The organism is Bacillus sp. FSL P2-0069 (assembly GCF_038593315.1).
GTDB lineage: Bacteria > Bacillota > Bacilli > Bacillales > Bacillaceae > Bacillus > Bacillus safensis.
The window spans coordinates 2,386,986-2,409,696 of the sequence record NZ_CP151984.1 but is presented as its reverse complement, the minus strand read 5'-3'; the positions used below and the strand labels follow the sequence as shown (position 1 = coordinate 2,409,696).

Here is a 22,711-nt window from a genome sequence, read left to right as displayed (position 1 = left end):
GTGTGAGTGATATGATCAAAGCAACCATTACTCGGTCTTCAGCAGATGAAAGCATTACGTCTTTTCAGATGACTGGACATGCCGAGTTTGCTGAAAAAGGTCAGGATCTCGTTTGTGCAGGTGTATCTGCTGTTGTTTTCGGCTCAGTCAATTCAATTATTGCACTGACAGGATTGGACCCACTGCTTGATATTGGTGAAGAAGGCGGCTACTTCTCTTTTGAACTGCCAGCTGATACAGATCCAGTATCCTTTGAAAAAGCCCAGCTGCTTTTAGAAGGCATGGTCGTTTCCTTAGAGACAATTGAACGAGATTATCACGATTATGTGAGAATATCAACAAAAAAATAGGAGGTGAACTTCATGCTTAGATTAGATCTTCAATTTTTCGCATCTAAAAAAGGGGTAGGTTCTACAAAGAACGGACGTGACTCTGAGTCTAAACGTTTAGGCGCTAAACGTGCTGATGGTCAATTCGTAACTGGTGGTTCTATCCTTTATCGTCAACGTGGAACGAAAATCTATCCAGGTGAAAACGTTGGACGCGGAGGCGACGACACTCTTTTCGCTAAAATCGACGGAACAGTTAAATTCGAACGTTTCGGTCGTGACCGTAAAAAAGTGAGCGTATATCCTGCGGCACAATAATTGCTAAAAACTCCGGTCATTGACTGGAGTTTTTTTCACTTTTTACAAGCAGTACCGAAGATGATAAAAGAAGATGCACTCCATAAATATCAAAGAACGTTTGCTGACTTTGCCTCATTTTCTCCTATACGATCAGAAAAAACAACCTTTCCTCACATAACTAGTGTTTTTCTATGCTGTCTTCTCTGTTATAATTCAGGGAGACATATTGATGATAAGACTCCTAAAAGAGAGACCAAACGATTGGGAGTGCGATAATGGAAGAGATACCAAGTAAAGAAAATGAAAAATTAACTCACGTTGCATTAACAAATGAATTGATCTATCTGCTCAGTCGTTCAAGACACGACTGGATGAATAAATTACAGCTGATCAAAGGCAACTTGACATTAGAAAAATATGACCGCGTGTTTGAAATTATAGAAGAAATGGTCATTGAAGCACAGCATGAATCCAAACTCTCAAATTTAAAAATTCCCCAATTGGCCTATTACTTTCTAACATTTAATTGGGAGTCGCATTTTATCACCTTAGAATATGAAGTGCTTGGTGAAACCCGAGACTTATCAGCATATGAATCGCAGCTGCTAACGGTATCACAGGAGTTGTTTTCGATATTCGATCAATCAGTTTGCCAAAAAACTGAAAATCATTTAACGGTCACGTTCCAAACAGATCATGAAGAAAATGATGTGATCTTATATTTTGATTTCAAAGGAAAATTAACAAGTTTGGATGCGTTAAATGCGTTTCATGACGCAAACTATCCATGTATGAGTATAACGCAATTTCATGTGACGCCTCATGAGTCCATGATTGAGCTTTGTTTGAGGCAAGAACGAGATATGTGATGCAGAGAAACGGAGGAAGTTATGTTTGTAGATCAGGTTAAAGTGTATGTTAAAGGCGGTGACGGCGGAAACGGTATGGTGGCGTTCCGTCGTGAAAAATATGTACCAAAGGGCGGCCCAGCAGGCGGCGACGGCGGAAATGGTGCAGATGTTGTATTTGAAGTAGACGAAGGACTCAGAACGTTAATGGACTTTCGTTATAAGCGCCATTTCAAGGCTGACCGCGGCGAGCACGGAATGAGTAAAAACCAGCATGGCCGAAATGCGGAAGAAATGATTGTCAAAGTTCCGCCGGGTACGGTTGTGACAGATGCAGAGACGGAACAAGTACTAGCTGACTTGACAGAGCATGGGCAGCGGGCTGTAATTGCCAAAGGCGGACGTGGCGGACGTGGGAATTCACGCTTCGCAACACCAGCAAACCCTGCACCACAGCTGTCTGAAAACGGTGAGCCAGGTAAAGAACGTGACGTCATTTTAGAATTAAAAGTACTTGCAGATGTTGGACTTGTTGGTTTCCCAAGTGTCGGGAAGTCAACGCTGCTTTCGATTGTCTCTTCTGCGAAACCAAAAATTGCGGATTACCATTTTACAACGCTTGTACCGAACCTCGGGGTTGTTGAAACAGACGATAACCGAAGCTTTGTTATGGCGGATCTGCCAGGACTGATCGAAGGAGCGCACGAAGGCGTTGGCTTAGGTCATCAATTTTTACGTCATATTGAGCGTACACGTGTCATTGTCCATGTCATTGATATGTCTGGACTTGAAGGACGTGACCCATACGAAGACTACGTGACGATTAATGAAGAGCTTGAGCAGTACAATATGAGATTGACAGAGCGTCCGCAAATCATTGTTGCGAACAAAATGGACATGCCAGATGCAGCTGACAATCTAGAGGCATTTAAGGAAAAATTAACGGATGACTATAAAGTGTTCCCGATTAGTGCGATCACAAGAGAAGGGCTTCGTGAGCTCTTATTTGAAATCGCCAATCAGCTTGAAACAACACCGGAATTCCCGCTCTATAATGAAGAGGAGCTGTCGGATAACCGCGTGATGTACAGGTTTGATGAAGGCGATGCACCATTTGAGATCTCTAGAGATCCTGATGGCACATTTGTCTTAACGGGTAAAGCACTTGAGCGGCTCTTTAAGATGACAGACTTCTCAAGAGATGAATCTGTTAAACGATTCTCTAGACAGCTGCGCGGAATGGGTGTCGATGATGCCTTGCGTGAGCGCGGAGCAAAAGATGGCGACATCATTCGTCTGCTTGAATTTGAATTCGAATTTATTGATTGATCAAAAGGAGGGTCCAGACCATGGGCTCTCCCGTTTTTAAAAGGGGAGAAAACAGGTGAAAGAAGAAACGTTCTATTTAGTAAGAGAGGATGTACTTCCAGATGCGATGCGAAAAACGCTTGAAGTCAAAAAGCTTCTCGATCGCAAAAAAGCGGATTCAGTTGCCGATGCTGTTCAAAAAGCGGATTTAAGCCGCAGTGCTTTTTATAAATATCGAGATGCTGTTTTTCCATTTTATACAATGGTGAAAGAGCAGATCATCACATTGTTTTTCCACCTTGAGGATCGGTCTGGAGCTTTATCAAGACTGCTTCAAATTGTGGCTGACTCTGGCTGTAATGTGTTATCCATTCACCAAACGATTCCGCTGCAAGGAAGAGCGAATGTCACCTTATCAATTAGTACAGCTGGTATGGCAGATGATATCAACACTGTCATGAATCAATTAAGAAAGCTTGAATTTGTCGAAAAAGTCGAAATTCTAGGTTCTGGGGCGTAAAAGGAGAGATCATAGCAGATGAAGCAATTAACTGTAGGTTATTTTGGACCAGAGGCAACATTTACTCATTTGGCCGTATGCTCTTGTTTTCCAAAAGATGCGGTGCAGCGTGCCTATGCAACAATTCCGCAATGTATGGATGCTGTGTCAAAAGGCGAAGTCGATTTGGCGGTCGTTCCACTTGAAAATGCACTCGAAGGCTCTGTGAACTTAACGATTGATTATTTAATTCATGAAGAAGCGCTGTCCATTGTGGGGGAGATGACAGCACCAATTCGGCAGCATTTGCTTGTCCACCCATCAAGAGCGGAGAGCTGGGAGACGTTAGATGTCATTCAATCGCATCCTCACGCGATTGCCCAGTGTCATCAATTTCTGAAAAAGCAGTACCCTCATATTCCTCATCGGCCAGTGGAATCAACAGGCTATGCAGCAAAATACATCAGTGAGCATCCAGATGAAGCTGTCGGGGCTATTGCCAATGAAATTGCCGCAAAAACGTATGGTTTGACGATTGCAAAAAAAGACATTCATGATTATCCGCACAACCATACACGCTTTGTGATTTTACATAAAGATCCTAACGCATCGTTCCCAATGAATTCTGGTTTCTCATCAAAGCCAAAAACGACCATTGTGGTCAGTCTGCCTAAGGATGACCAATCAGGCGCATTGCACCGCGTGCTGTCTGCTTTTTCTTGGCGGAATCTTAACTTGTCAAAAATTGAATCTCGTCCGACAAAAACAGGTCTTGGACATTATTTATTTATTATTGACATTGAAAAAGAGATGGATGATGTCCTCGTCCCTGGTGCGATTCAAGAATTAGAAGCGATTGGCTGTGAGGTCAAGCTGCTTGGCAGCTATCAAACATATGAATTAACGAATGAAAAATAGTGTCCCGTGCAGGACACTATTTTTTTAGTCTTTTATTAAAAACCCAGCATCATCCAGCGCTTGAATGGCTTGGTCAAGCTGTTTTTGGCTGTAAGCAGTGAGAGTATGCAGGTGCACGCCGTCTGTTAGTTCTGACAAGTAGGACGCGCCGGTGTTAGAAATATGATGGACAAAATCAGCGACTTGTTTCCGTGTGCTGACGCGAATAGAGGCCGTTAGTTCACCATAAACAGGGTGCTCAATGATCACATCTTTCACCGTCACTCCAAAGTCTACAATCAAGGTCAGTTCCTCTTCTGTACGGGCAGGATCATGTTTGCAGGCGATGATTTGTTCAATTTCTCTTTCTGGCGCATGCTGCGCTGCCATATACACATAGCCTTGGCTTGTGGCAATAATGGGTTCGTTTTTTGCTTTTAATAATGAAATATCTTGTACAATGACTTGCCGAGAGACAGCCGCCTTTTTAGCTAAAAAGCTTCCAGTAAGCGGTGTGTCTGTTTCTTTCAGCCACTCTAAAATGGCGTTTCTTCTTTCTTCGCCAATGAGTTTCCTCTCTTGCTCCACGTCCTAAGCTCCCTTCTTCTCCTTTTGCAAATGCTCAAATGTATGCAAAAGCTGATCGATGTCATCTTTTGATGACTGATATCCAAATGATAGTCGAATAAATTGTAGGGCATCACGATCTGATACACGCAATGCCTTCACAGCAGGGGAAGGATGGTGATAACCGGAAGCACATGCGCTTCCAGTAGATAGACAAATCCCATGCCGGTTACATGCTAACATTACATATTGTCCTTCAAACCCTTCAAAAAAACAACCAATAATATGAGGAAGCGTGCGGCGATTGTCAATGTCCTGAAGTGTACGAACTGGCAGCTGTCTTATTTTTAACTGCTGAAGAAAATAATCACGCAGCTGCTTATCTAATTTTTGCTGTTCATCCAGCCTAAGCATCGCTTGTTCACTTGCAGCAGCAAAAGCACCGATACATGGAACGTTTACTGTCCCTGGACGTAAGCCATTTTCCTGAACTGCTCCTGTATATAAAGGTTTCCAAGGAACATGAGCGCCCATATAAACGGCACCAGCGCCTTTAGGAGCATACACTTTATGACTTGAGATGGACACAGCATCGACTCCAAGTTCTTTGATGGACACACGAATCTTTCCAAATGTTTGCACAGCATCTGTATGAAAAAGAATGTTCCTTTCTTTTAAAAGAGGCGCTAATTCAGCAAGCGGCTGGATAATTCCTGTTTCTGAATTAGCATGCTGAATAGATACTAGTCCTGTTTCAGGCAATAATGCTTTTTTGAGAATGTCCTGTGTTATGATTCCATCCTGATTTGGTTCAATGATCGTGACTTTTACGCCAAAACGCTCTAAGCTGCTAACTGCATAATGAACAGAAGGATGCTCAACTGAAGTTGTGATGACATGCTGTTGATGTGCTGGCAGTCCATTGATGATCGATTGAATTGCAAGGAGATTGGATTCAGTTCCACCACTTGTAAAATAGATCCCATCCGGTTCACCCTCGATCATGGCAGCGAGTGATTGTCTGCTGTAAGTCAATATGTCATTTGCTTTTCCCCCAGCATCATGAAGGCTGCTTGCGTTTCCGTAAAAATTTTTGCTTAGCTGTTCAAAAACATGCAGCGCTTCCTCTGAAACAGGTGTAGAAGCTGCGTAATCTAAATAAACCAACCCATCCATCTCCCGTGTGAAAATTTTTTCTTGTATTTATTTTAGTGTTGTGTAATGATATGTGTCAAGACAGGTGTAAATGACAGGAGGGGCGATGGTGTCATCAATCAAAAAAGTCATTGTGGTGGGATCAGGTATTGCAGCGCTTTCCTTTGCAAAAACCATTTCGAAAAGCTGCCAGGTCATCATGATGACAAAAAAACAATGTTCATCTAGTAATTCCATGCTGGCTCAAGGAGGAATCGCTGCTGCCTTTTCAGCAAATGATTCAGCTGAGCAGCATGTGCAAGATACACTAGCTGCCGGCTGTGATCACAATGATGAAAGAACGGTACAAGAAATCGTGAGACTTGGAAAACACCTTGTGGAGCAGCTCGTAGCAGAAGGCTGTCCATTTGATCAAGATGAGGCAGGAGAGCCGCAATTAGGCAAAGAGGGAGCACATACCACACATCGCATCTTGCATGCAGGAGGAGATCAATCAGGTAAAACCCTTGTACAGTTTCTGAAAAGTCAGCTCGGCTCACATATTCACTTATACGAATATCATCATGTCATTGATCTATTGATTCATGAAGGGACATGTACGGGTGTTGTATGGAAAGACGAGACAGGACACGTACATACGATGACCGCAGATGCCGTTGTTTTATCAACTGGCGGCTGCGGCTCCCTATATGAGACAAACACAAATGATCCTTCTATCACAGGAGACGGACTGATGATGGCCTATCGAGCCGGGGCACAATTAGTGGATCTCGAATTTGTTCAATTCCATCCAACTCTTTTAACAATCGCTGGAAAAGCAGTTGGCCTCATTTCAGAGGCAGTACGGGGAGAGGGAGCTTATTTAGAAGATGAAACAGGCAGGCGGATCATGAAAGGTATTCACCCACAAGCTGATTTAGCACCTAGAGATGTGGTCGCTAGAGCTATTTTTCATGAGCAGCAATTAGGTCATCAATTGTATCTTAACATCCATGATATCCCGCATTTTTCAGCTCGTTTTCCAGCCATAGCTCAGATGTGCCAGCGTGCAGGCGTCGATATGGAAAGCGGCAGGCTGCCAATTTCCCCCGGTATGCACTTTTTAATGGGCGGCATCAGCGTCAATGAATATGGAGAAACGACTGTTCCAGCGCTATTTGCCATTGGAGAAGCGGCCTGTACTGGCTTACACGGTGCGAATCGATTGGCGAGTAATTCTCTTCTGGAAGGTCTCGTGTTAGGCAGCAAAGCGGCACAGAGAATTGAACAACTGCCTAAACAGAAAGAAACAAGTCCACCTTTTTCCATTCAAGAAATATGGATGGTTCCAATGATTTCAACAACTCAGCTGAGACAATGGATGACTACATTTGCGGCCATTGTGAGAGATGAAAAAGGCTTGCAGACTTTGCTTCATTCGTTGCAGCATGTCACTTTTCAGCAAATTAATGTGAAGGATATCACAAATGAACAGATCGAATTAAGCAATCAATGGGCATTAGCGGTTTGCCTTGCCAAATCTGCATTACTCCGTACAGAAAGCAGAGGCGGCCATTATCGAATGGATTATCCAGAGCGGAGCGATGCATTGTGGCAGGGCAGGCAGATTGTTCATGAAAAAGGTCACATTCATATTATGGAAAATGAAAGGATCGGTGCCAAATGGAACGTTTACAGTTAAAACAAATGCTCACTCATTTTTTCACAGAAGATATTGGCTTTGGAGATGTATCAGCAGATGCCATCTTTGGGGACAAGAAGGGAACAGCTTTTATCATTGCGAAACAATCTGGTGTATTGGCAGGATCACAAGTGATTGATCTAGGGTACCGCCTGTTGAATGAACAGATTCAAACGGAGCTGTATTTTCAAGAAGGTGATTGGATTCATTCAGGCGCTGTACTGGCGAAAATAAAGGGCCCAGTCAACGACTTATTAAAGGGAGAGAGAGTCATTTTAAATCTTTTGCAGCGAATGACAGGTATCGCCACCTTAACACATGAGGCGGTCCGCAGATTAGCTGACCCGTCTATTACGATTTGTGATACGAGAAAAACGACACCCGGCCTGCGTATGTTAGAGAAATACGCAGTGAAGACAGGCGGTGGAAAGAATCATCGCTTTGGCTTATCGGATGGGGTGATGATTAAAGATAATCATATTGCGGCATGCGGTTCTATCCGTGAAGCTGTAGAGAAAGCAAGAGCATATGCCGGTCATATGGTGAAAATTGAAGTGGAAATTGAATCAGAAACGCAGCTTATAGAAGCCATTGATGCAAAAGCGGATGTCATTATGTTTGATAACTGCTCTCCAGACGAAGTAAAACGTTTTAAACAAATGACACCAGAGTCCATTCTGACAGAGGCTTCAGGAGGCATCACGCTAGAGACATTGCCAAGCTACAGGGGCACAGGAGTCGACCTTATTTCACTTGGCTTTCTGACACATTCTGCTCCAGCATTTGATTTTAGTATGAATATGGAATTCAGTCATAAAGGGGGAACAACTCATGTCCATGCTTAATGTATTAGCCAATCAACATGCAGTCATGATGCCAGATGAATATAAACACCGCTCTGATGATGAGATGAAGCAGCGAGTGTTAGACATTAAGCGGGCTTTTGGCTCAAAGCTTTTTATACCAGGCCACCATTATCAAAAGGATGAGGTCATTGAATTTGCAGATGCAACAGGAGATTCATTGCAGCTGGCACAAATAGCGGCTGACAATCATGAGGCTGAATACATTGTATTCTGCGGTGTTCATTTTATGGCAGAAACGGCAGATATGCTGTCAAACAAGAATCAGAGCGTCGTATTGCCAGATATGAGGGCAGGCTGTTCCATGGCAGATATGGCAAATATGAAACAAACAGACAGAGCATGGGAGCAGCTCACTGATTTGTTTGGGGAGACAATACTTCCGCTTACGTATGTCAATTCAACAGCAGACATTAAAGCATTTGTCGGCAAACATGGCGGGGCAACAGTGACTTCATCAAATGCTAAAAAAGTACTCGAGTGGGCGCTGACACAAAAAGAGCGGATTCTGTTTCTCCCTGATCAGCACCTAGGACGTAATACGGCTTTTGATTTAGGTATTCCGCTAGAAGAAATGGCTGTGTGGGATCAGATAGAAGAAAAGCTCATCACCGATCAGCCGCTTTCCCGGATCAAGATGATTTTATGGAAAGGCCATTGCTCCGTACATGAGAAGTTTACCGTTCGGAATATAGAAGACATGAGAAAAAAAGACCGTGACATTCAAATTCTTGTCCATCCTGAATGCACGCATGAGGTCGTAAGGGCTTCTGACCTAGCAGGTTCAACGAAATTTATTATTGATACGATCAAACAGGCGCCAGCAGGAAGCAAATGGGCGATTGGAACAGAGATGAATTTAGTCAAACGGATCATAGCGCAGCACCCAGATAAACAAATTGAATCTCTTAACCCAGATATGTGTCCATGTTTGACTATGAACCGGATTGATTTGCCTCATTTGTTATGGTCACTGGAAAGCATTGAGAAGGGTCAGCCGGCCGGGTTGATACAGGTCAATGAAGACATCACGAAAGACGCTTTGCTTGCACTCGAGAAAATGCTCGCCATTAAATAATGAATCAGCCCCTCCTATCAGAAAACAAGTTTTTATCATATCGGCTTGTAAATAGGCATAAATTTATGTTGAAACATATTGTACTTCTGACATAACCGTTACGTTCACGTTTTGCATAGGAGGGGAAAACGTTGAAAATTCATATTGTGCAAAAAGGAGACTCCCTTTGGAAAATTTCAAAGAAATACGGAGTCGACTTTCAAGAATTGAAAAAACTAAATTCACAGCTCAGTAATCCTGATTTAATCATGCCGGGTATGAAGATTAAAATTCCATCTAGTGGTGTTCCTGTAAAAACAGATCATCACAAAGCAAAAGAAATGCCAAAAACGAAAGAACATCCGTATGTGAAAGAAAAGCCAAAAGATGTCGTGCAAGTGCAAGATACGAAACCGAAGGAAAAGCCAAATGAACCGGTACCATATGTACCGCCAGTGCCAAAAATCGAGCAGCCAGTTTTTCCGCAAGTGGATGTGAACTATTATCAGACCAATCTCTACCAGCCATTCACACCTCCTCCCAAAAAAGATCATCATGAAAAAAAAGATCACGTTCATGAGAAGAAAGATCATGTTCATGACAAAAAGGATCACAAGGATCATTTTCATCATGAAAATAAAGACCACAAAGATAACAAGGGTCATGTCCATCATGAAAATAAGGAACATAAAGATCACAAGGACCATTTTCATCATGAAAATAAAGGTCATCTAAAAGATGAAGTGGCAAAGGGGTATGATCCGTTTATTCATATTCCGCATCAAAAAGAGGAGGGAAAAGACATGGAGCATGGCAATTATCCGAACCTTCCTAACTTCCCGCAAATGCCAAATGTGGGAGGGGCAGCGGTAGGGGGAATGGCTGAAAATAACGAGCATCATCACCAACATCATCATCATGAACCATATGATCCTTATTTTGGTTATGGTCATGGTCATTACATGCCGGCGATGTATCCATATCCGCAGCAAATGGTGCCGGCATCGCCAATTTTACCGGGATCAGGCTTATGTTATCCTATCCATCCATATTATCACCATCATATGATGCCATATCCATACCCGGCTCATCCTTATTATCCTGCGTATCAAGCGCCTGCTTACTACGGAGAAAATCATGAGCACCATGCAAACGACGGACATCACTGGCATCACCATACGCATCCAAACGCCAATGCAAATGCCAACGCAAATCAAGGCTTTTTTCCAAACGTTTCAAATGCAGCATATGGCAAGGAAGATTGCGGATGCGATGATGGCATGAAGCATCATCAGCCTTGGCCGGGACATTATCCGAATCCTGTTCCTTATGGCCAAATGGGGGCTTATCCAGCTCAGCCTTACATGCAGCCATATCCAGGTCAATCCGTTTTTGCAAGGCCGGAGGAAGAAGAAGAAGATTAATGACAGAAGGAACGATCTCATTCGTTCCTTTCAGCGTGTAGACAAACCCTCGCATTCGGTGTCAGGTCTGCGCGCCGGTACTCACGAATGTCAAATTCGCTCCGTTCCGGTGCTCGCCCTTCCTAGACTGCAAAGGTTTTCTATTACGCTGAAAAGAAGACAAATGGCTAAAATCAAAAACATTTTAGCCATTTGTCACCAATCAGAAGGAACGATCTCAATCGTTCCTTTTTTTGTTTATAACTGACAGCTTGATTTTTTTCCTAACTGTACATGCTAAAACAGAGCCTGTTTCGCGCTCATGAGATTGAATTTGTACAGGGGGTTTTTCGTTTGAGACAAAAATGGCAAAAAACAATCGCATTAGTGCTTCTTCCTATTGGTTTAACGGCATGTGGTGCAAATAATAACGCAGGTGTCGATACACGTCATAATCAATCAGGCCAGCCGGTTGGTTATCATTCGAATCAACGAGCGGAAGACAACAACCAAGATCATCAAGGACCAGTTTCTGAACTCATGGAGGGAATGAACGGTAGAAATACAACGAATGTTGATTACCGTACACGTCCTCAAGCTGATGATCGAATGCCTCTCACAGGTGGAGATGGACGCTACAGTCATGGAGATATGAACTATCATAACCAAATGTCGTTCTCTGGCTACGATAAACAAGAGAACATCCAGCGTTCAAGAAAAATTGCCAACCGCGTCAATAAAATGAATCACGTAACAGACTCTCAAGTCATGGTGACGGATGAGAATGTGTATATAGCCATTAAATCAGATGGCCGCCTGACGTCAGAAGGCGTATCACAAGTAGAAGAAGCAGCAACTCGTTATGCGGATGGAAGAGCAGTCCAAGTCATAAAAGATGAAGGTGCATTCACACGCTTTAGAGATATGAGAAGAACGCAATTTGAAACAGGTCAAACAGGCATGACCCGGTAGTTTGACATCAAAAAGGCTAAAGTTCATCACGAACTTTAGCCTTTTCTTAAAAATAAACCTTGATGCCTATATAAAATTCGTAAAAGAAATAACAGCCAAACCCTAGTAATAAAATACCAGCAATAATGGATGTCCACTTAATCATCGTTCGATTCATCACTTTTCTTGTTAAGGATACAAGTGTGAGAAGACCGATGTCATGAAGGAGAATCCCAGCCAAAATACCGCCGGCAGCCAGCATAAATTCAGATGAATCTGTTTTTGTATAAGCATCCGCAAGTACAGCACCAAAAACAGAAACCCAGAACACAAGATTTCCAGGAGATACCGCCACGAGCAAGCCGTTCCTATATGTTTTTGCGAATGATTTATTGACCTTTTCTCCTGCTAAATGGATATCTTGATCCGCATTTTTAATGGAATCGTATGCGAGAATCATTAAAAATACAGCTCCGATCAGCCAGAGCGGGATTTGAACAAACGGCAAAGATAAAAACTGAGCAAATCCAGCATATAAAGCCATAATAAGTAATAAGTCTATGGTCATACCGCCTGCTCCGACAGTTAAACCATGAAAGAATCCGTTTTTCAGTCCCTGTTTTGTCATTTCAACCGTAATTGCTCCAACAGGCAGAGCAATTGAGAATCCTACGACGATAAATGTGAGAAATGTTTGCAATCGACTAGAACTTCCTTTGAATAAATTGTATAAAAATTCTCCGTTTAGATTTATTATACATAATAGGAGAAAAGGATCAATGTTTATTTCAGATTTGATTGAAATGATAGAGATAGATGATGTATAGAAGACTGTATATCAACATGATCCATAACGCTTGTAGGGGAAAGGAACTATTTTCCTGAATCTTCTTTTCTTCATGATGTCTCTATGCTACACTGATGTGGAAATCAATAAAAGTGACTAGGGGTGCCCGTAAATGGGCTGAGAGAGAAGCATAAACTTCTTAACCCTTTGGACCTGATCTGGCTCGTACCAGCGTGGGGAAGTTGAAGATGATGCATGTATCCTATCAATGATATGCATGTTTATTTCTGACGACGAAACCAGGTTCTTTAAATAGAGCCTGGTTTTTTGCTGGTGCTGATTCCATCCTGTCCGTGACAAGAAGAAAAGGAGAGAACAGCAAATGAAGGAAAAGAAAAGTGTCCCATCCAATCAATCATTATTATCCAGCTTTGACGGAAGCCGAAAGGTGTATGAGAAAGGATCAAGGCCCGATATCTTAGTGCCGAAAAGAGAGATTGTGCTCTCACATACTGTGACAGAGGCGGGCGACATAAAAAATGAACCAGTCCGAGTATACGATACGAGTGGACCATACACTGATGAGAACGTTCATATTGACGTCACAAAAGGATTAAAGCGTCTTAGGGCAGCATGGATTGAAGAAAGAGGAGATACAGAAAGCTATGAAGGGCGTCATGTAAAACCGGAAGATAACGGATATCGGTCAAGGGAGAAGGAGTCCTTCCATTCTGTCCAAACTGATTTTCATCATAAGCCGCTCCGCGCGAAACAAGGAGCGCGCGTAACGCAAATGCATTATGCCAAAAAAGGCATCATTACGCCTGAAATGGAGTTTATCGCAATAAGAGAAGAGCTAAGCCCTGAGTTTGTTAGAGAGGAAGTAGCGAGCGGAAGAGCCGTTATTCCTTCGAATATTAACCATCCAGAAAGTGAACCAATGATTATCGGAAGGAATTTTCATGTCAAAATCAATGCGAATATTGGCAATTCAGCTGTAACATCATCCATTAATGAAGAGGTTGAAAAAATGACATGGGCGATCAGATGGGGGGCAGATACAATGATGGATCTGTCTACTGGAAAGGATATTCATACAACGAGAGAATGGATCATTCGGAATTGCCCAGTTCCAGTAGGAACCGTTCCTATCTATCAGGCCCTTGAAAAAGTGAATGGAGTCGCAGAAGATTTGACGTGGGACGTGTACAGGGACACATTAATTGAACAAGCAGAACAAGGTGTAGATTATTTTACAATTCATGCGGGCGTGCTGTTAAGATATATTCCGCTTACAGTTGATCGGGTGACCGGAATTGTTTCAAGAGGCGGTGCGATTATGGCAAGATGGTGTCTTGCTCATCATCAAGAGAATTTCCTCTACACGCACTTTGAAGATATTTGTGAAATTATGAAAACGTATGATATCGCCTTTTCACTTGGAGATGGACTTAGACCAGGCTCGATTGCTGATGCCAATGATGAGGCGCAGTTTGCAGAGCTGGAAACGTTAGGTGAGTTAACAGAGATCGCTTGGAAACATGATGTGCAGGTGATGATTGAAGGGCCCGGCCATGTGCCAATGGATAAAATTAAAGAGAATGTGGACAAGCAAATGGACATTTGCAAGGAAGCCCCATTTTATACGTTAGGGCCTCTTACAACAGATATTGCGCCGGGGTATGATCACATTACATCCGCCATCGGTGCGGCCATGATCGGCTGGTACGGCACAGCCATGCTATGCTATGTAACGCCAAAAGAGCATTTAGGTCTGCCGAATAAAGAAGATGTGAGAGAAGGCGTGATCGCCTATAAAATTGCCGCACATGCGGCTGATCTAGCAAAAGGACATCCTGCGGCTCAAAAGCGCGATGATGCTTTATCGAAAGCGAGATTTGAATTTAGGTGGCGGGACCAATTTAACCTGTCACTTGATCCAGAAAGAGCCTTGGCTTTCCATGATGAAACATTGCCTGCCGAAGGCGCTAAGACCGCTCATTTTTGCTCGATGTGCGGCCCGAAGTTTTGCAGTATGAAAATTTCTCATGATATCCGCAATCAATCTGAAGAAGTGAAAAGAGAGATGGAAAAGAAGGCGAAGGAGTTTGTCAGCCAGGGAAGTCAAATTTATCAGCCCTAAAAAAGAACCTCGCACGATGCTGTGCGGGGTTTTATCAAACGGCTGAAAAGGCTTTTCTTAAAAGGTGAAAAAATGCCTTTACTGCATATGCCATCATGTCCACACTTGGAATGAGGGCATCTGTTAAATGAAAAAAGACTGTTTTTCTTTCTGGAGATGTTCGTTTCTTTTTCTGCTTCATCAAGGGCAGCCTCCTTTTTAACTAATATACTTCTTTGCAGATTTGAGAGATAGATGTTTGTTTGAATTTAAACAAAATTTAAACTTCTTGGGTTTGAATGGAAACAAGGAGGGGAAACGAGTTCAATAGAGAATGAATGAAAAGAGCTGATCTATTTGACCAGCGAACAAGAAGAGTGGAAGGTGATCTTATGATGAAAGTATTTAAGGTAACATTTCATATGAACAATGGGGAAGTGCTTGATTTCGAGCTCAAACGTCCAGCTACCTATGATGTGTATAAAAAAATTGAAGAAGCCAATCATTGGTTTAAGCTGAATAATGAAATCATTAACCTATTAAACGTCAATAGTATCCATGTAGAAACAGAATAACGCAGAAAGCCGCTCAAAGAGAGCGGCTCAGCGTGTAGACAAACCCTCGCATTCGTTGTCAGTTCTGCGTGCCGGTGCTCACGAATGTCCAATTCGCTCCGCTCCGGTACTCGTCCTTCCTAGACTGCAAAGGTTTTCTATCACGCTGAAAAGAAAGGGCTAAAATCAAGATCATTTTAGCCCTTTGTCAACAATCTGAGCCGCTCAAAAGAGAGCGGCTTTCATTATGCAGAAAAATCATTTCGATTATTAAGCTGCCCGCGGGACAGCCAGTTCTTTTTATACAAATATGCAATGACTTCAAGCCACAGACGCGGTGCTTTTTTAGGGAAAAAAGGTTTTTGGTAATAGGCATAAGCGGCTTTTAAATCATCCCATTGATGACATGCTTTCGTTTGCGTGAACCTGGCAACGTCAATGACCCTGATCCGCCCTTCTTTTGTTAAGATCAAATTGCGCAGATGAATATCAGAAGGATTCAATCCTTTCTCGCGCGCTTCCTCCAGCGCATCATCGACTTGTTCAATCATTTGTTTTTTAATAGGAATTCCTTTTGTAAGGCATTCATAGAATGTGTAGCCTTTAATATATTCCATTAAAATATACTGATCCCCAGACTCATAAATCTCAGGGTAGTAAGACGAACCAGAAAGTTTTTCGTAAATGGCAGCCTCTTTGCGGGCAATATGCTGATAAGAAGGGAAAAAGACTTTTAGTGCCATTTTCTTGCCGTCTTTTTTGTATAAAAAGACATAGGCACTTCTTCCTTTGCCGCACAGTTCAAGCTCTGCCGGTTTATAGGCAAGCTTATGAAAACGTTTCTCTTCATGATACTGAATCGATTCGGCTAATCTTTTGACATCTGACATTGACTTCACCTTCTTTGGTTTCAGTTTATGCGGCTGAAAAACGAATGATGAAAAAACCGTGTCATTCGATAAAGCAATGGATTGTATAAAACATAACATTTACGAATGAAGGATACAACGAAAGACTCTTAACATACATTTGACTCATCGATTTGGTTAATGTTTAGAAAAATGGGTCAAACTACATATGTCATGCATCGATCTCATGTTCTAAAGAGGTGTAAATAGTGAAAGTGAAGATGAAATGTTTCGTTACAGGACTTATCATGACAAGTGTGCTTTTTTTCGCTGCGGATATGGAAGGAAAAGAACACTTGCAAAAGCAGTCAAACTCTATTACCGTCCAGCTTGAAAAAGTCTATCTAGACGGCGATGTGAGTATTGAAAGACACCGGGCATCATTAGAAGACAAAGACACATTCTGGGCGCAGTATAAAGGCTGGACGCTGGTAGAACAAAAAGAGGATTTTGCCCTTTTTAGAAAGCAAATTGATGATATCTCTCCATTAAGTAAAGCAAATGGATATATCGGATTATCAGAGGACGGTGTGATTTCTACGTTTCATGGAAGGCCTGACGGCTGGGCGGAGCCTATTCATCTCTTTTTTCAAATTGATACGTCCCGTTTAGAAAGCCATGTGGAAAAGCAGCTTGAGCAAGGCATTCCTTTTCGAACAAAGGATGAATTTGAGCATGTGCTTGAAGTCATGAAGCCTTATCGAAATGAAATATCGTTTTAAAGTGTGTAACAGCTTGCTGGTGTGAAGACCGCAAGCTGTTTTTCGTGGTTTCATCATAAAAATGTACTGAGCGAACGTATGTTAACTTTTATTGCGGTTTTCTCTTCGATTTATGTTACAATGAAGAACAGTCAAAGAGGTGAAAACGGTGATAGAGTTTGTAAAAGGGACCATTGATTATGTGTGCCCGCAATATGTTGTCATTGAAAACGGCGGAGTGGGATATCAAGTCTATACCCCAAACCCGTTTATCTATCGAGTAAATAAACAAGAAACGATTTATACGTATCATTACATAAAGGAAGACGCATTTTCGTTATACGGTTTTCAAACACGAGAAGAAAAAGCGCTGTTCACAAAACTGTTAAATGTCACAGGAATTGGGCCAAAGGGTGCACTCGCGATTCTTGCTTCCGGTGATCCTGGCGCTGTCATTTCAGCGATAGAACGTGAAGATGAAGCCTTCCTGATTAAATTCCCTGGTGTGGGCAAAAAAACAGCACGTCAAATCATTTTGGATCTAAAAGGAAAACTGGCAGATGTGGTGCCAGAAATGATTGGCAACTTATTTAATCACGAGGACCACATTCAGGTCGAAACGCAGCAAACTGCATTAGATGAAGCGCTTGAAGCCTTAAGTGTCCTTGGATACGGTGATCGTGAAATCAAAAAGGTTCTTCCATTATTAAAAGAAGAAAAGAATCTCACAACCGATCAATATGTGAAAAAAGCTTTACAAAAAATGTTGAAATAGGGTGATGTCTCATGGATGAACGGCTCGTCTCAACTGAAGCAGACAACCATGAATCAGCCATTGAGCAAAGTCTGCGGCCACAGACACTTAGCCAATATATCGGTCAGCAAAAAGTAAAGGATAACCTCAGCGTATTTATTGAAGCTGCCCGCATGCGGCAGGAAACGCTTGATCACGTCCTTTTATATGGACCTCCTGGACTTGGGAAAACAACGCTTGCATCGATCATTGCCAATGAAATGAATGTTCAGCTGCGTACAACGTCAGGACCAGCGATTGAGCGTCCTGGTGATTTGGCGGCCATCTTAACATCTCTAGAGCCAGGTGATGTATTGTTTATTGATGAAATTCACCGCTTGCAGCGCTCAATTGAAGAAGTGCTGTACCCGGCAATGGAGGATTTTTGTTTAGATATTGTTATTGGAAAAGGAGATACAGCACGCTCTGTACGGCTTGATTTACCGCCATTTACGCTTGTAGGTGCAACGACTCGTGTCGGGCTGTTAACAGCGCCGCTTCGTGATAGGTTTGGGGTACATGCAAGATTGGAATACTATGAGCAAAGAGATTTGGCTCACATTGTGGCAAGAACAGCCGAGCTGTTTGAGATTGGGATCGATATTCGCTCTGCCGAAGAGATTGCGAGACGTTCCCGGGGAACACCGAGGGTTGCCAATCGTTTGCTCAGAAGAGTAAGAGATTTTGCGCAGGTGCTTGGGAATCATGCCATTACGCAGGACATTGCGGAAGATGCCCTAGAGCGTCTTCAAGTCGACAGGCTTGGCCTTGATCATATAGACCATAAGCTGCTTTTAAGTATGATCGAAAAATTTAGAGGCGGTCCTGTTGGGCTTGATACGATCTCAGCGACAATTGGAGAAGAATCACATACGATTGAAGATGTGTACGAACCGTACTTACTGCAAATTGGTTTCCTGCAAAGAACACCAAGAGGACGGGTCGTCACAAGAGAAGCGTATGAACATTTTCAAATGGAGGTTCCGATTCGTGACTGAATTCCCTAAAATATTAATGATTTTAGGTGGTGTCCTTTTTGCCGCAGGATTAGTATTTCAATTGGTTGGTAAGCTTCCAGGTGATATTTTTGTGAAAAAAGGAAATGTAACGTTCTTTTTTCCTGTCATTACATGCATTGTCATTAGCATCGTACTAACCATATTACTTAATATCTTTGGACGGATGAAATAACGTTAACTAGTTAACTACAGAATAGGTGAAGGAAATGAAGCTAGAACTATTTGATTTTGATTTACCAGAAAGATTGATTGCACAAGTGCCGCTTGAAAAAAGAGATGCATCAAGACTGATGGTCTTAAACAAACAAACGGGTGCGATTACACATGATACATTCTCACAAATCATCAATTATTTTCAAAAGGGTGATTGTCTCGTTCTAAACAATACGCGCGTTCTGCCTGCACGTCTGTTTGGTATGAAAGAGGATACAGGTGCCAAAGTAGAGCTGCTTCTATTGAAACAAGAAGAGGGAGACAACTGGGAAACACTTGTCAAACCAGCCAAACGGGTGAAAAAAGGGACGGTTATCACGTTTGGTGATGGACGGCTCAAAGCAGTATGCACAGAGGAAATGGAACATGGCGGAAGAAAAGTCGAGTTTCAATATACAGGCATTTTTTATGAAGTGCTTGAATCCCTTGGTGAAATGCCGCTGCCTCCATATATTAAAGAGCAGCTTGACGACCGTGAACGCTATCAAACCGTTTATTCAAAAGAGGTTGGCTCCGCTGCTGCGCCAACTGCCGGTCTCCACTTTACAACCGAGCTGCTGGATGCGCTGAAAGCGAAAGGTGTACACATTGCTTTCATTACGCTGCACGTAGGGCTTGGCACATTTCGTCCGGTAAGTGCAGAACGTATTGAAGAACACGAAATGCACGCAGAGTTTTATGAAATGAATGAAGAAACAGCTGATGAGCTTAACCGCATTCGCAAGGAAGGCGGGCGGATTATTTCAGTCGGCACAACGTCAACAAGAACGCTTGAAACCATTGCAAGTGCACATGATGGTGAGTTCAAAGCCTCAAGCGGCTGGACGTCGATCTTTATTTACCCTGGCTACACATTCAAGGCAATTGACGGCATGATCACGAATTTCCATCTGCCAAAATCCTCGTTAATTATGCTTGTCAGCGCATTAGCTGGACGAGAGCACGTACTTAAAGCGTACAATGAGGCTGTTAAAGAGGAATACCGATTCTTCAGCTTTGGCGATGCCATGCTGATTCAATAACATCATACAACAAAGACAGGAGGGCTCATTTTTGTCGCAATTACCGATACGTTATGAGTTCATTAAATCATGCAAACAGACAGGTGCACGTCTTGGCCGCGTTCATACACCGCACGGCTCCTTTGAAACACCTGTATTTATGCCAGTAGGTACACTGGCTACAGTCAAAACAATGGCGCCTGAAGAATTAAAGGCTATGGATGCAGGCATCATCTTAAGCAATACGTACCACCTATGGCTCCGTCCAGGTCACGATATCGTAAAGGAAGCAGGCGGTCTGCACAAATTTATGAACTGGGATCGAGCAATCCTAACAGATTCAGGCGGATTCCAAGTTTTTTCATTGAGTGAATTTAGAAAAATTGAAGAAGAAGGCGTTCACTTCCGTAATCATTTAAACGGAGACAAGCTGTTCCTATCTCCTGAAAAAGCCATGGACATCCAAAATGCACTTGGCTCTGATATTATGATGGCATTTGATGAATGCCCGCCGTATCCTGCAGAGTACGATTATATGAAACGTTCTGTGGAGCGGACAAGCAGATGGGCAGAGCGATGTCTAACAGCACACCAGCGTCCTGAAGATCAAGGGCTGTTTGGGATTGTCCAAGGCGGAGAATACGAAGAGCTTCGAAAACAAAGTGCAAAAGACCTTGTTTCACTTGATTTCCCAGGTTACGCCATCGGAGGCTTATCTGTAGGGGAACCAAAAGATGTGATGAATCGTGTACTAGAGTTCACAACACCATTTTTACCGGCAGACAAGCCGAGGTACCTAATGGGTGTCGGCTCACCAGACTCCTTAATTGACGGCGCCATTCGCGGTGTAGATATGTTTGACTGCGTACTGCCGACGCGAATTGCAAGAAACGGCACCTTGATGACAAGTGAAGGCCGTCTTGTTGTGAAAAATGCAAAATATGAGCGTGACTTTAGACCAATCGATGAAAACTGTGACTGCTATACATGTAAAAACTATACACGCGCCTATATTAGACATCTCATCAGAACAAATGAAACGTTCGGAATTCGATTAACAACTTATCATAATCTTCATTTTCTGTTAAAATTAATGGAGCAAGTGAGAGAAGCTATCCGTGAGGATCGTTTAGGTGATTTTAAAGAAGAGTTTTTTGAGCGTTACGGCTTTAACAAACCGAATGCGAAAAACTTTTAACGCATAAACGAAAGGCTTTACAATGCTTTAGAAAGGGGTGAAATAGAATGGATGGTGGTATGGGTTCAATCATTATGATTGTTGTCATGTTTGCTGTGCTTTACTTCTTGTTAATCCGTCCACAGCAAAAGCAACAGAAAGCTGTGCGTCAGATGCAGCAATCTTTATCAAAAGGCGATAAAATCGTCACAATCGGTGGTTTACACGGTGAAATCGACTCAATTGATGAATCAAAAGTGGTCATCAAAACAAGCGAAAACAACCGTTTAACTTTCGATCGTCGTGCTATTAGAGAATTAGCTGACAAAGGCTAATCCTCTGATACATAGCCATAAAAAAAAGAGCGATATAACCGCTCTTTTTTTATTTGCCTCGAAGATTGACGCCAATCATTCCCCCCAGCATACAAATGCCTAAAAATGCTCCATGATAGATAAACTGCTCTGGTGAAAACGTTTTTCCAAATCCCAAATATTGAAATAGAAATACAGTGAGGGAAAAAATGATAGACGTGACCGCACCAATCAGCCAGCCACGCTCCTTTGCTTTCCCTCCAGAAATGATGCCTCCTAATAAAAGGGCAGCAAAGGACAAAATCATAATCATCCATTTAAATGATGTTTCCTGCATACTTGTGAATGTAAGCATGAGCGACACAAGTAAACTTGTGACAACCATCACGACAAAAATGGCAATTAAGCCGGATAAAATGCCTTTTCCAATATGTTTCGTTTCCTGCATGTAGATTCGTCTCCTCTCCAATTGAACGAAGCTTGTCTTTTACTAAAATGTATTCACAGTGAAGAAAAAATAGACATGTTTCAGACGTTTCTTTTCTACATAAATAAAGTGTTTTGACACAAGCTATGTTGGAGAAGGAGGGTTTACATCACATGCAGGATATCTTGATCATTTCCATGAGAACCATCATTTTATATTTTCTTATTTGGTTTATATTTCGCTTAATGGGCAAAAGGGAAATTGGCGAGCTGAGCATTTTAGATCTAGTCATTTTTATGATGATCGCAGAAATTGCGGTTCTCGCCATAGAAGAAGTAGAGGATCACATGTTACATACGGTATGGCCAATCCTGCTGTTAACCTTCATTCAAATCACACTTGCTTACCTCTCACTGAAATTCCAAGGCGTCCGGCGCTTTCTTGACGGCAAACCGGCCCTGCTCATCATCAATGGGAAAATAGACGAGGGTGCAATGAGAAAACAGCGATACAATTTTGATGACCTTCTCATTCAATTAAGAGAAAATAACATCGACAGCATTCAGGATGTCTCTTACGCCATTTTAGAGCCGTCTGGAAAGCTCGCCGTTGTCGAAAAAGAAAACAAGCGCAAACATGCAGCGCTTGAGCTTCCACTTGTTGCGGACGGTGTCGTGCAGCATGACCACCTTAAGCAAATCAATCAAAATGAACAGTGGCTGAAAGATGAGCTTGCTAAAAGAGGCTATCATGATATCGATCAAATCTCTTACTGCAGCTTTAATCAAAAAACATTTTATATTGATTTGAAAGATGAAGTGATCAAAAAGAGATGAG

The 22,711-nt window shown here is 42.4% G+C and carries 27 protein-coding genes and 1 riboswitch; of the genes, 21 read left to right on the top strand and 6 right to left on the bottom strand.

The annotated features are described in order from the left end of the window. Positions 1-11: 11 nt before the first annotated feature. The 6 genes from NSQ34_RS12355 (at position 12) to pheA (ending at position 4,202) form a co-directional block, all read left to right on the top strand. Positions 12-350 (top strand): ribosomal-processing cysteine protease Prp, encoded by a 339-nt coding sequence (locus tag NSQ34_RS12355; protein ID WP_034279847.1) that lies wholly within the window; start codon positions 12-14, stop codon positions 348-350. A 12-nt stretch (positions 351-362) separates the two neighbouring features. After that, positions 363-647, top strand: coding sequence for a 50S ribosomal protein L27 (gene rpmA / locus NSQ34_RS12350; protein WP_003216586.1), 285 nt, complete (start codon positions 363-365; stop codon positions 645-647). A gap of 257 nt (positions 648-904) precedes the next feature. After that, positions 905-1,498, top strand: a complete 594-nt coding sequence (locus tag NSQ34_RS12345) for a sporulation initiation phosphotransferase B (protein WP_024423157.1) — start codon at positions 905-907, stop codon at positions 1,496-1,498. 21 nt (positions 1,499-1,519) lie between these two features. Further along, positions 1,520-2,806, top strand: a complete 1,287-nt coding sequence (gene obgE / locus NSQ34_RS12340; protein ID WP_024423156.1) for a GTPase ObgE — start codon at positions 1,520-1,522, stop codon at positions 2,804-2,806. A 55-nt stretch (positions 2,807-2,861) separates the two neighbouring features. Next, complete coding sequence (locus NSQ34_RS12335) at positions 2,862-3,305, top strand: ACT domain-containing protein (protein WP_008342790.1); 444 nt, start codon at positions 2,862-2,864, stop codon at positions 3,303-3,305. Between the two features lie 18 nt (positions 3,306-3,323). Then, positions 3,324-4,202 carry a prephenate dehydratase gene (pheA, locus tag NSQ34_RS12330; RefSeq protein WP_024423155.1) on the top strand — a complete coding sequence of 293 codons (879 nt, stop codon included), beginning with the start codon at positions 3,324-3,326 and terminating at the stop codon, positions 4,200-4,202. Positions 4,203-4,226: 24 nt separating this feature from the next. On the opposite strand, the gene NSQ34_RS12325 is transcribed toward pheA, so the two are convergent. Together NSQ34_RS12325 and NSQ34_RS12320 are read right to left on the bottom strand one after the other, a co-directional pair. After that, positions 4,227-4,769: a transcription repressor NadR gene (locus tag NSQ34_RS12325; protein WP_247721574.1), complete on the bottom strand. Its 543-nt coding sequence runs from the start codon at positions 4,767-4,769 to the stop codon at positions 4,227-4,229. A gap of 3 nt (positions 4,770-4,772) precedes the next feature. Continuing rightward, positions 4,773-5,924: an IscS subfamily cysteine desulfurase gene (locus tag NSQ34_RS12320; RefSeq protein ID WP_282102149.1), complete on the bottom strand. Its 1,152-nt coding sequence runs from the start codon at positions 5,922-5,924 to the stop codon at positions 4,773-4,775. Between the two features lie 85 nt (positions 5,925-6,009). On the opposite strand from NSQ34_RS12320, the gene nadB reads away from it, so the two are divergent. The 5 genes from nadB to NSQ34_RS12295 all read left to right on the top strand — a co-directional run bounded on the left by nadB (position 6,010) and on the right by NSQ34_RS12295 (position 11,879). After that, entirely contained in the window at positions 6,010-7,584 is a 1,575-nt protein-coding gene (gene nadB / locus NSQ34_RS12315) for an L-aspartate oxidase (RefSeq protein WP_268456560.1), read from the top strand. Beyond that, positions 7,566-8,429 (top strand): carboxylating nicotinate-nucleotide diphosphorylase, encoded by an 864-nt coding sequence (gene nadC / locus NSQ34_RS12310; protein WP_034621107.1) that lies wholly within the window; start codon positions 7,566-7,568, stop codon positions 8,427-8,429. Before nadB ends, nadC begins: the two co-directional genes overlap by 19 nt. Continuing rightward, a complete protein-coding gene (gene nadA / locus NSQ34_RS12305; protein ID WP_268456558.1) occupies positions 8,416-9,525 on the top strand; it encodes a quinolinate synthase NadA in 1,110 nt (369 codons plus the stop codon). The genes nadC and nadA overlap by 14 nt, the downstream gene beginning before the upstream one ends. 131 nt (positions 9,526-9,656) lie before the next feature. Continuing rightward, positions 9,657-10,928, top strand: a complete 1,272-nt coding sequence (safA, locus tag NSQ34_RS12300; protein WP_185853728.1) for a SafA/ExsA family spore coat assembly protein — start codon at positions 9,657-9,659, stop codon at positions 10,926-10,928. 333 nt (positions 10,929-11,261) lie between these two features. Further along, positions 11,262-11,879 carry a YhcN/YlaJ family sporulation lipoprotein gene (locus NSQ34_RS12295; RefSeq protein ID WP_185853727.1) on the top strand — a complete coding sequence of 206 codons (618 nt, stop codon included), beginning with the start codon at positions 11,262-11,264 and terminating at the stop codon, positions 11,877-11,879. A 46-nt stretch (positions 11,880-11,925) separates the two neighbouring features. On the opposite strand, the gene NSQ34_RS12290 is transcribed toward NSQ34_RS12295, so the two are convergent. Continuing rightward, entirely contained in the window at positions 11,926-12,558 is a 633-nt protein-coding gene (locus tag NSQ34_RS12290; protein WP_056767994.1) for a LysE family transporter, read from the bottom strand. Positions 12,559-12,793: 235 nt separating this feature from the next. Further along, a riboswitch (TPP riboswitch) is annotated at positions 12,794-12,902 on the top strand. A gap of 125 nt (positions 12,903-13,027) precedes the next feature. On the opposite strand from NSQ34_RS12290, the gene thiC reads away from it, so the two are divergent. Then, entirely contained in the window at positions 13,028-14,788 is a 1,761-nt protein-coding gene (thiC, locus tag NSQ34_RS12285; RefSeq protein WP_056767991.1) for a phosphomethylpyrimidine synthase ThiC, read from the top strand. A gap of 34 nt (positions 14,789-14,822) precedes the next feature. Here thiC and NSQ34_RS12280 read toward each other — a convergent pair whose 3' ends face one another. Then, a complete protein-coding gene (locus tag NSQ34_RS12280) occupies positions 14,823-14,969 on the bottom strand; it encodes a hypothetical protein (protein ID WP_164512168.1) in 147 nt (48 codons plus the stop codon). A 190-nt stretch (positions 14,970-15,159) separates the two neighbouring features. On the opposite strand from NSQ34_RS12280, the gene NSQ34_RS12275 reads away from it, so the two are divergent. Further along, positions 15,160-15,342: a hypothetical protein gene (locus NSQ34_RS12275; protein ID WP_008342761.1), complete on the top strand. Its 183-nt coding sequence runs from the start codon at positions 15,160-15,162 to the stop codon at positions 15,340-15,342. 224 nt (positions 15,343-15,566) lie between these two features. Here the strand turns inward: NSQ34_RS12275 and NSQ34_RS12270 are convergent, their stop codons facing one another. Further along, positions 15,567-16,211: a serine/threonine protein kinase gene (locus NSQ34_RS12270; RefSeq protein WP_034279877.1), complete on the bottom strand. Its 645-nt coding sequence runs from the start codon at positions 16,209-16,211 to the stop codon at positions 15,567-15,569. Positions 16,212-16,450: 239 nt separating this feature from the next. Between NSQ34_RS12270 and NSQ34_RS12265 the strand changes: the two genes are divergently transcribed. From NSQ34_RS12265 to yajC, 7 genes are all read left to right on the top strand, one after another. Next, positions 16,451-16,951 carry an intercompartmental signaling factor BofC gene (locus tag NSQ34_RS12265; RefSeq protein WP_073979823.1) on the top strand — a complete coding sequence of 167 codons (501 nt, stop codon included), beginning with the start codon at positions 16,451-16,453 and terminating at the stop codon, positions 16,949-16,951. A 148-nt stretch (positions 16,952-17,099) separates the two neighbouring features. After that, complete coding sequence (gene ruvA / locus NSQ34_RS12260; RefSeq protein WP_024423144.1) at positions 17,100-17,705, top strand: Holliday junction branch migration protein RuvA; 606 nt, start codon at positions 17,100-17,102, stop codon at positions 17,703-17,705. An 11-nt stretch (positions 17,706-17,716) separates the two neighbouring features. Then, positions 17,717-18,721: a Holliday junction branch migration DNA helicase RuvB gene (gene ruvB / locus NSQ34_RS12255; protein WP_024423143.1), complete on the top strand. Its 1,005-nt coding sequence runs from the start codon at positions 17,717-17,719 to the stop codon at positions 18,719-18,721. Continuing rightward, positions 18,714-18,914, top strand: coding sequence for a DUF2905 domain-containing protein (locus NSQ34_RS12250; RefSeq protein WP_012010741.1), 201 nt, complete (start codon positions 18,714-18,716; stop codon positions 18,912-18,914). Before ruvB ends, NSQ34_RS12250 begins: the two co-directional genes overlap by 8 nt. A gap of 34 nt (positions 18,915-18,948) precedes the next feature. After that, positions 18,949-19,977, top strand: coding sequence for a tRNA preQ1(34) S-adenosylmethionine ribosyltransferase-isomerase QueA (gene queA, locus NSQ34_RS12245; protein WP_034279883.1), 1,029 nt, complete (start codon positions 18,949-18,951; stop codon positions 19,975-19,977). A 31-nt stretch (positions 19,978-20,008) separates the two neighbouring features. After that, positions 20,009-21,154, top strand: coding sequence for a tRNA guanosine(34) transglycosylase Tgt (tgt, locus tag NSQ34_RS12240; protein WP_024423141.1), 1,146 nt, complete (start codon positions 20,009-20,011; stop codon positions 21,152-21,154). 47 nt (positions 21,155-21,201) lie between these two features. Then, entirely contained in the window at positions 21,202-21,468 is a 267-nt protein-coding gene (gene yajC, locus NSQ34_RS12235; protein ID WP_008360993.1) for a preprotein translocase subunit YajC, read from the top strand. A 49-nt stretch (positions 21,469-21,517) separates the two neighbouring features. Here yajC and NSQ34_RS12230 read toward each other — a convergent pair whose 3' ends face one another. Next, a complete protein-coding gene (locus tag NSQ34_RS12230) occupies positions 21,518-21,895 on the bottom strand; it encodes a TIGR04086 family membrane protein (RefSeq protein WP_034279887.1) in 378 nt (125 codons plus the stop codon). 152 nt (positions 21,896-22,047) lie between these two features. Here NSQ34_RS12230 and NSQ34_RS12225 point away from each other — a divergent pair, with 152 nt between their 5' ends. Next, positions 22,048-22,710: a DUF421 domain-containing protein gene (locus NSQ34_RS12225; RefSeq protein ID WP_034279889.1), complete on the top strand. Its 663-nt coding sequence runs from the start codon at positions 22,048-22,050 to the stop codon at positions 22,708-22,710. The last annotated feature ends 1 nt before the right edge of the window (position 22,711 follow it).

Coding starts and splice junctions, on each gene's coding strand:
- NSQ34_RS12355 (WP_034279847.1), top strand. CDS start 12: ATGATCAAAGCAACCATTACTCGGTCTTCAGCAGATGAAAGCATTACG.
- rpmA (WP_003216586.1), top strand. CDS start 363: ATGCTTAGATTAGATCTTCAATTTTTCGCATCTAAAAAAGGGGTAGGT.
- NSQ34_RS12345 (WP_024423157.1), top strand. CDS start 905: ATGGAAGAGATACCAAGTAAAGAAAATGAAAAATTAACTCACGTTGCA.
- obgE (WP_024423156.1), top strand. CDS start 1,520: ATGTTTGTAGATCAGGTTAAAGTGTATGTTAAAGGCGGTGACGGCGGA.
- pheA (WP_024423155.1), top strand. CDS start 3,324: ATGAAGCAATTAACTGTAGGTTATTTTGGACCAGAGGCAACATTTACT.
- NSQ34_RS12320 (WP_282102149.1), bottom strand. CDS start 5,924: ATGGATGGGTTGGTTTATTTAGATTACGCAGCTTCTACACCTGTTTCA.
- nadB (WP_268456560.1), top strand. CDS start 6,010: ATGGTGTCATCAATCAAAAAAGTCATTGTGGTGGGATCAGGTATTGCA.
- nadC (WP_034621107.1), top strand. CDS start 7,566: ATGGAACGTTTACAGTTAAAACAAATGCTCACTCATTTTTTCACAGAA.
- nadA (WP_268456558.1), top strand. CDS start 8,416: ATGTCCATGCTTAATGTATTAGCCAATCAACATGCAGTCATGATGCCA.
- thiC (WP_056767991.1), top strand. CDS start 13,028: ATGAAGGAAAAGAAAAGTGTCCCATCCAATCAATCATTATTATCCAGC.
- NSQ34_RS12280 (WP_164512168.1), bottom strand. CDS start 14,969: ATGAAGCAGAAAAAGAAACGAACATCTCCAGAAAGAAAAACAGTCTTT.
- NSQ34_RS12275 (WP_008342761.1), top strand. CDS start 15,160: ATGATGAAAGTATTTAAGGTAACATTTCATATGAACAATGGGGAAGTG.
- NSQ34_RS12270 (WP_034279877.1), bottom strand. CDS start 16,211: ATGTCAGATGTCAAAAGATTAGCCGAATCGATTCAGTATCATGAAGAG.
- NSQ34_RS12265 (WP_073979823.1), top strand. CDS start 16,451: ATGAAATGTTTCGTTACAGGACTTATCATGACAAGTGTGCTTTTTTTC.
- ruvB (WP_024423143.1), top strand. CDS start 17,717: ATGGATGAACGGCTCGTCTCAACTGAAGCAGACAACCATGAATCAGCC.
- queA (WP_034279883.1), top strand. CDS start 18,949: ATGAAGCTAGAACTATTTGATTTTGATTTACCAGAAAGATTGATTGCA.
- yajC (WP_008360993.1), top strand. CDS start 21,202: ATGGATGGTGGTATGGGTTCAATCATTATGATTGTTGTCATGTTTGCT.
- NSQ34_RS12230 (WP_034279887.1), bottom strand. CDS start 21,895: ATGCAGGAAACGAAACATATTGGAAAAGGCATTTTATCCGGCTTAATT.
- NSQ34_RS12225 (WP_034279889.1), top strand. CDS start 22,048: ATGCAGGATATCTTGATCATTTCCATGAGAACCATCATTTTATATTTT.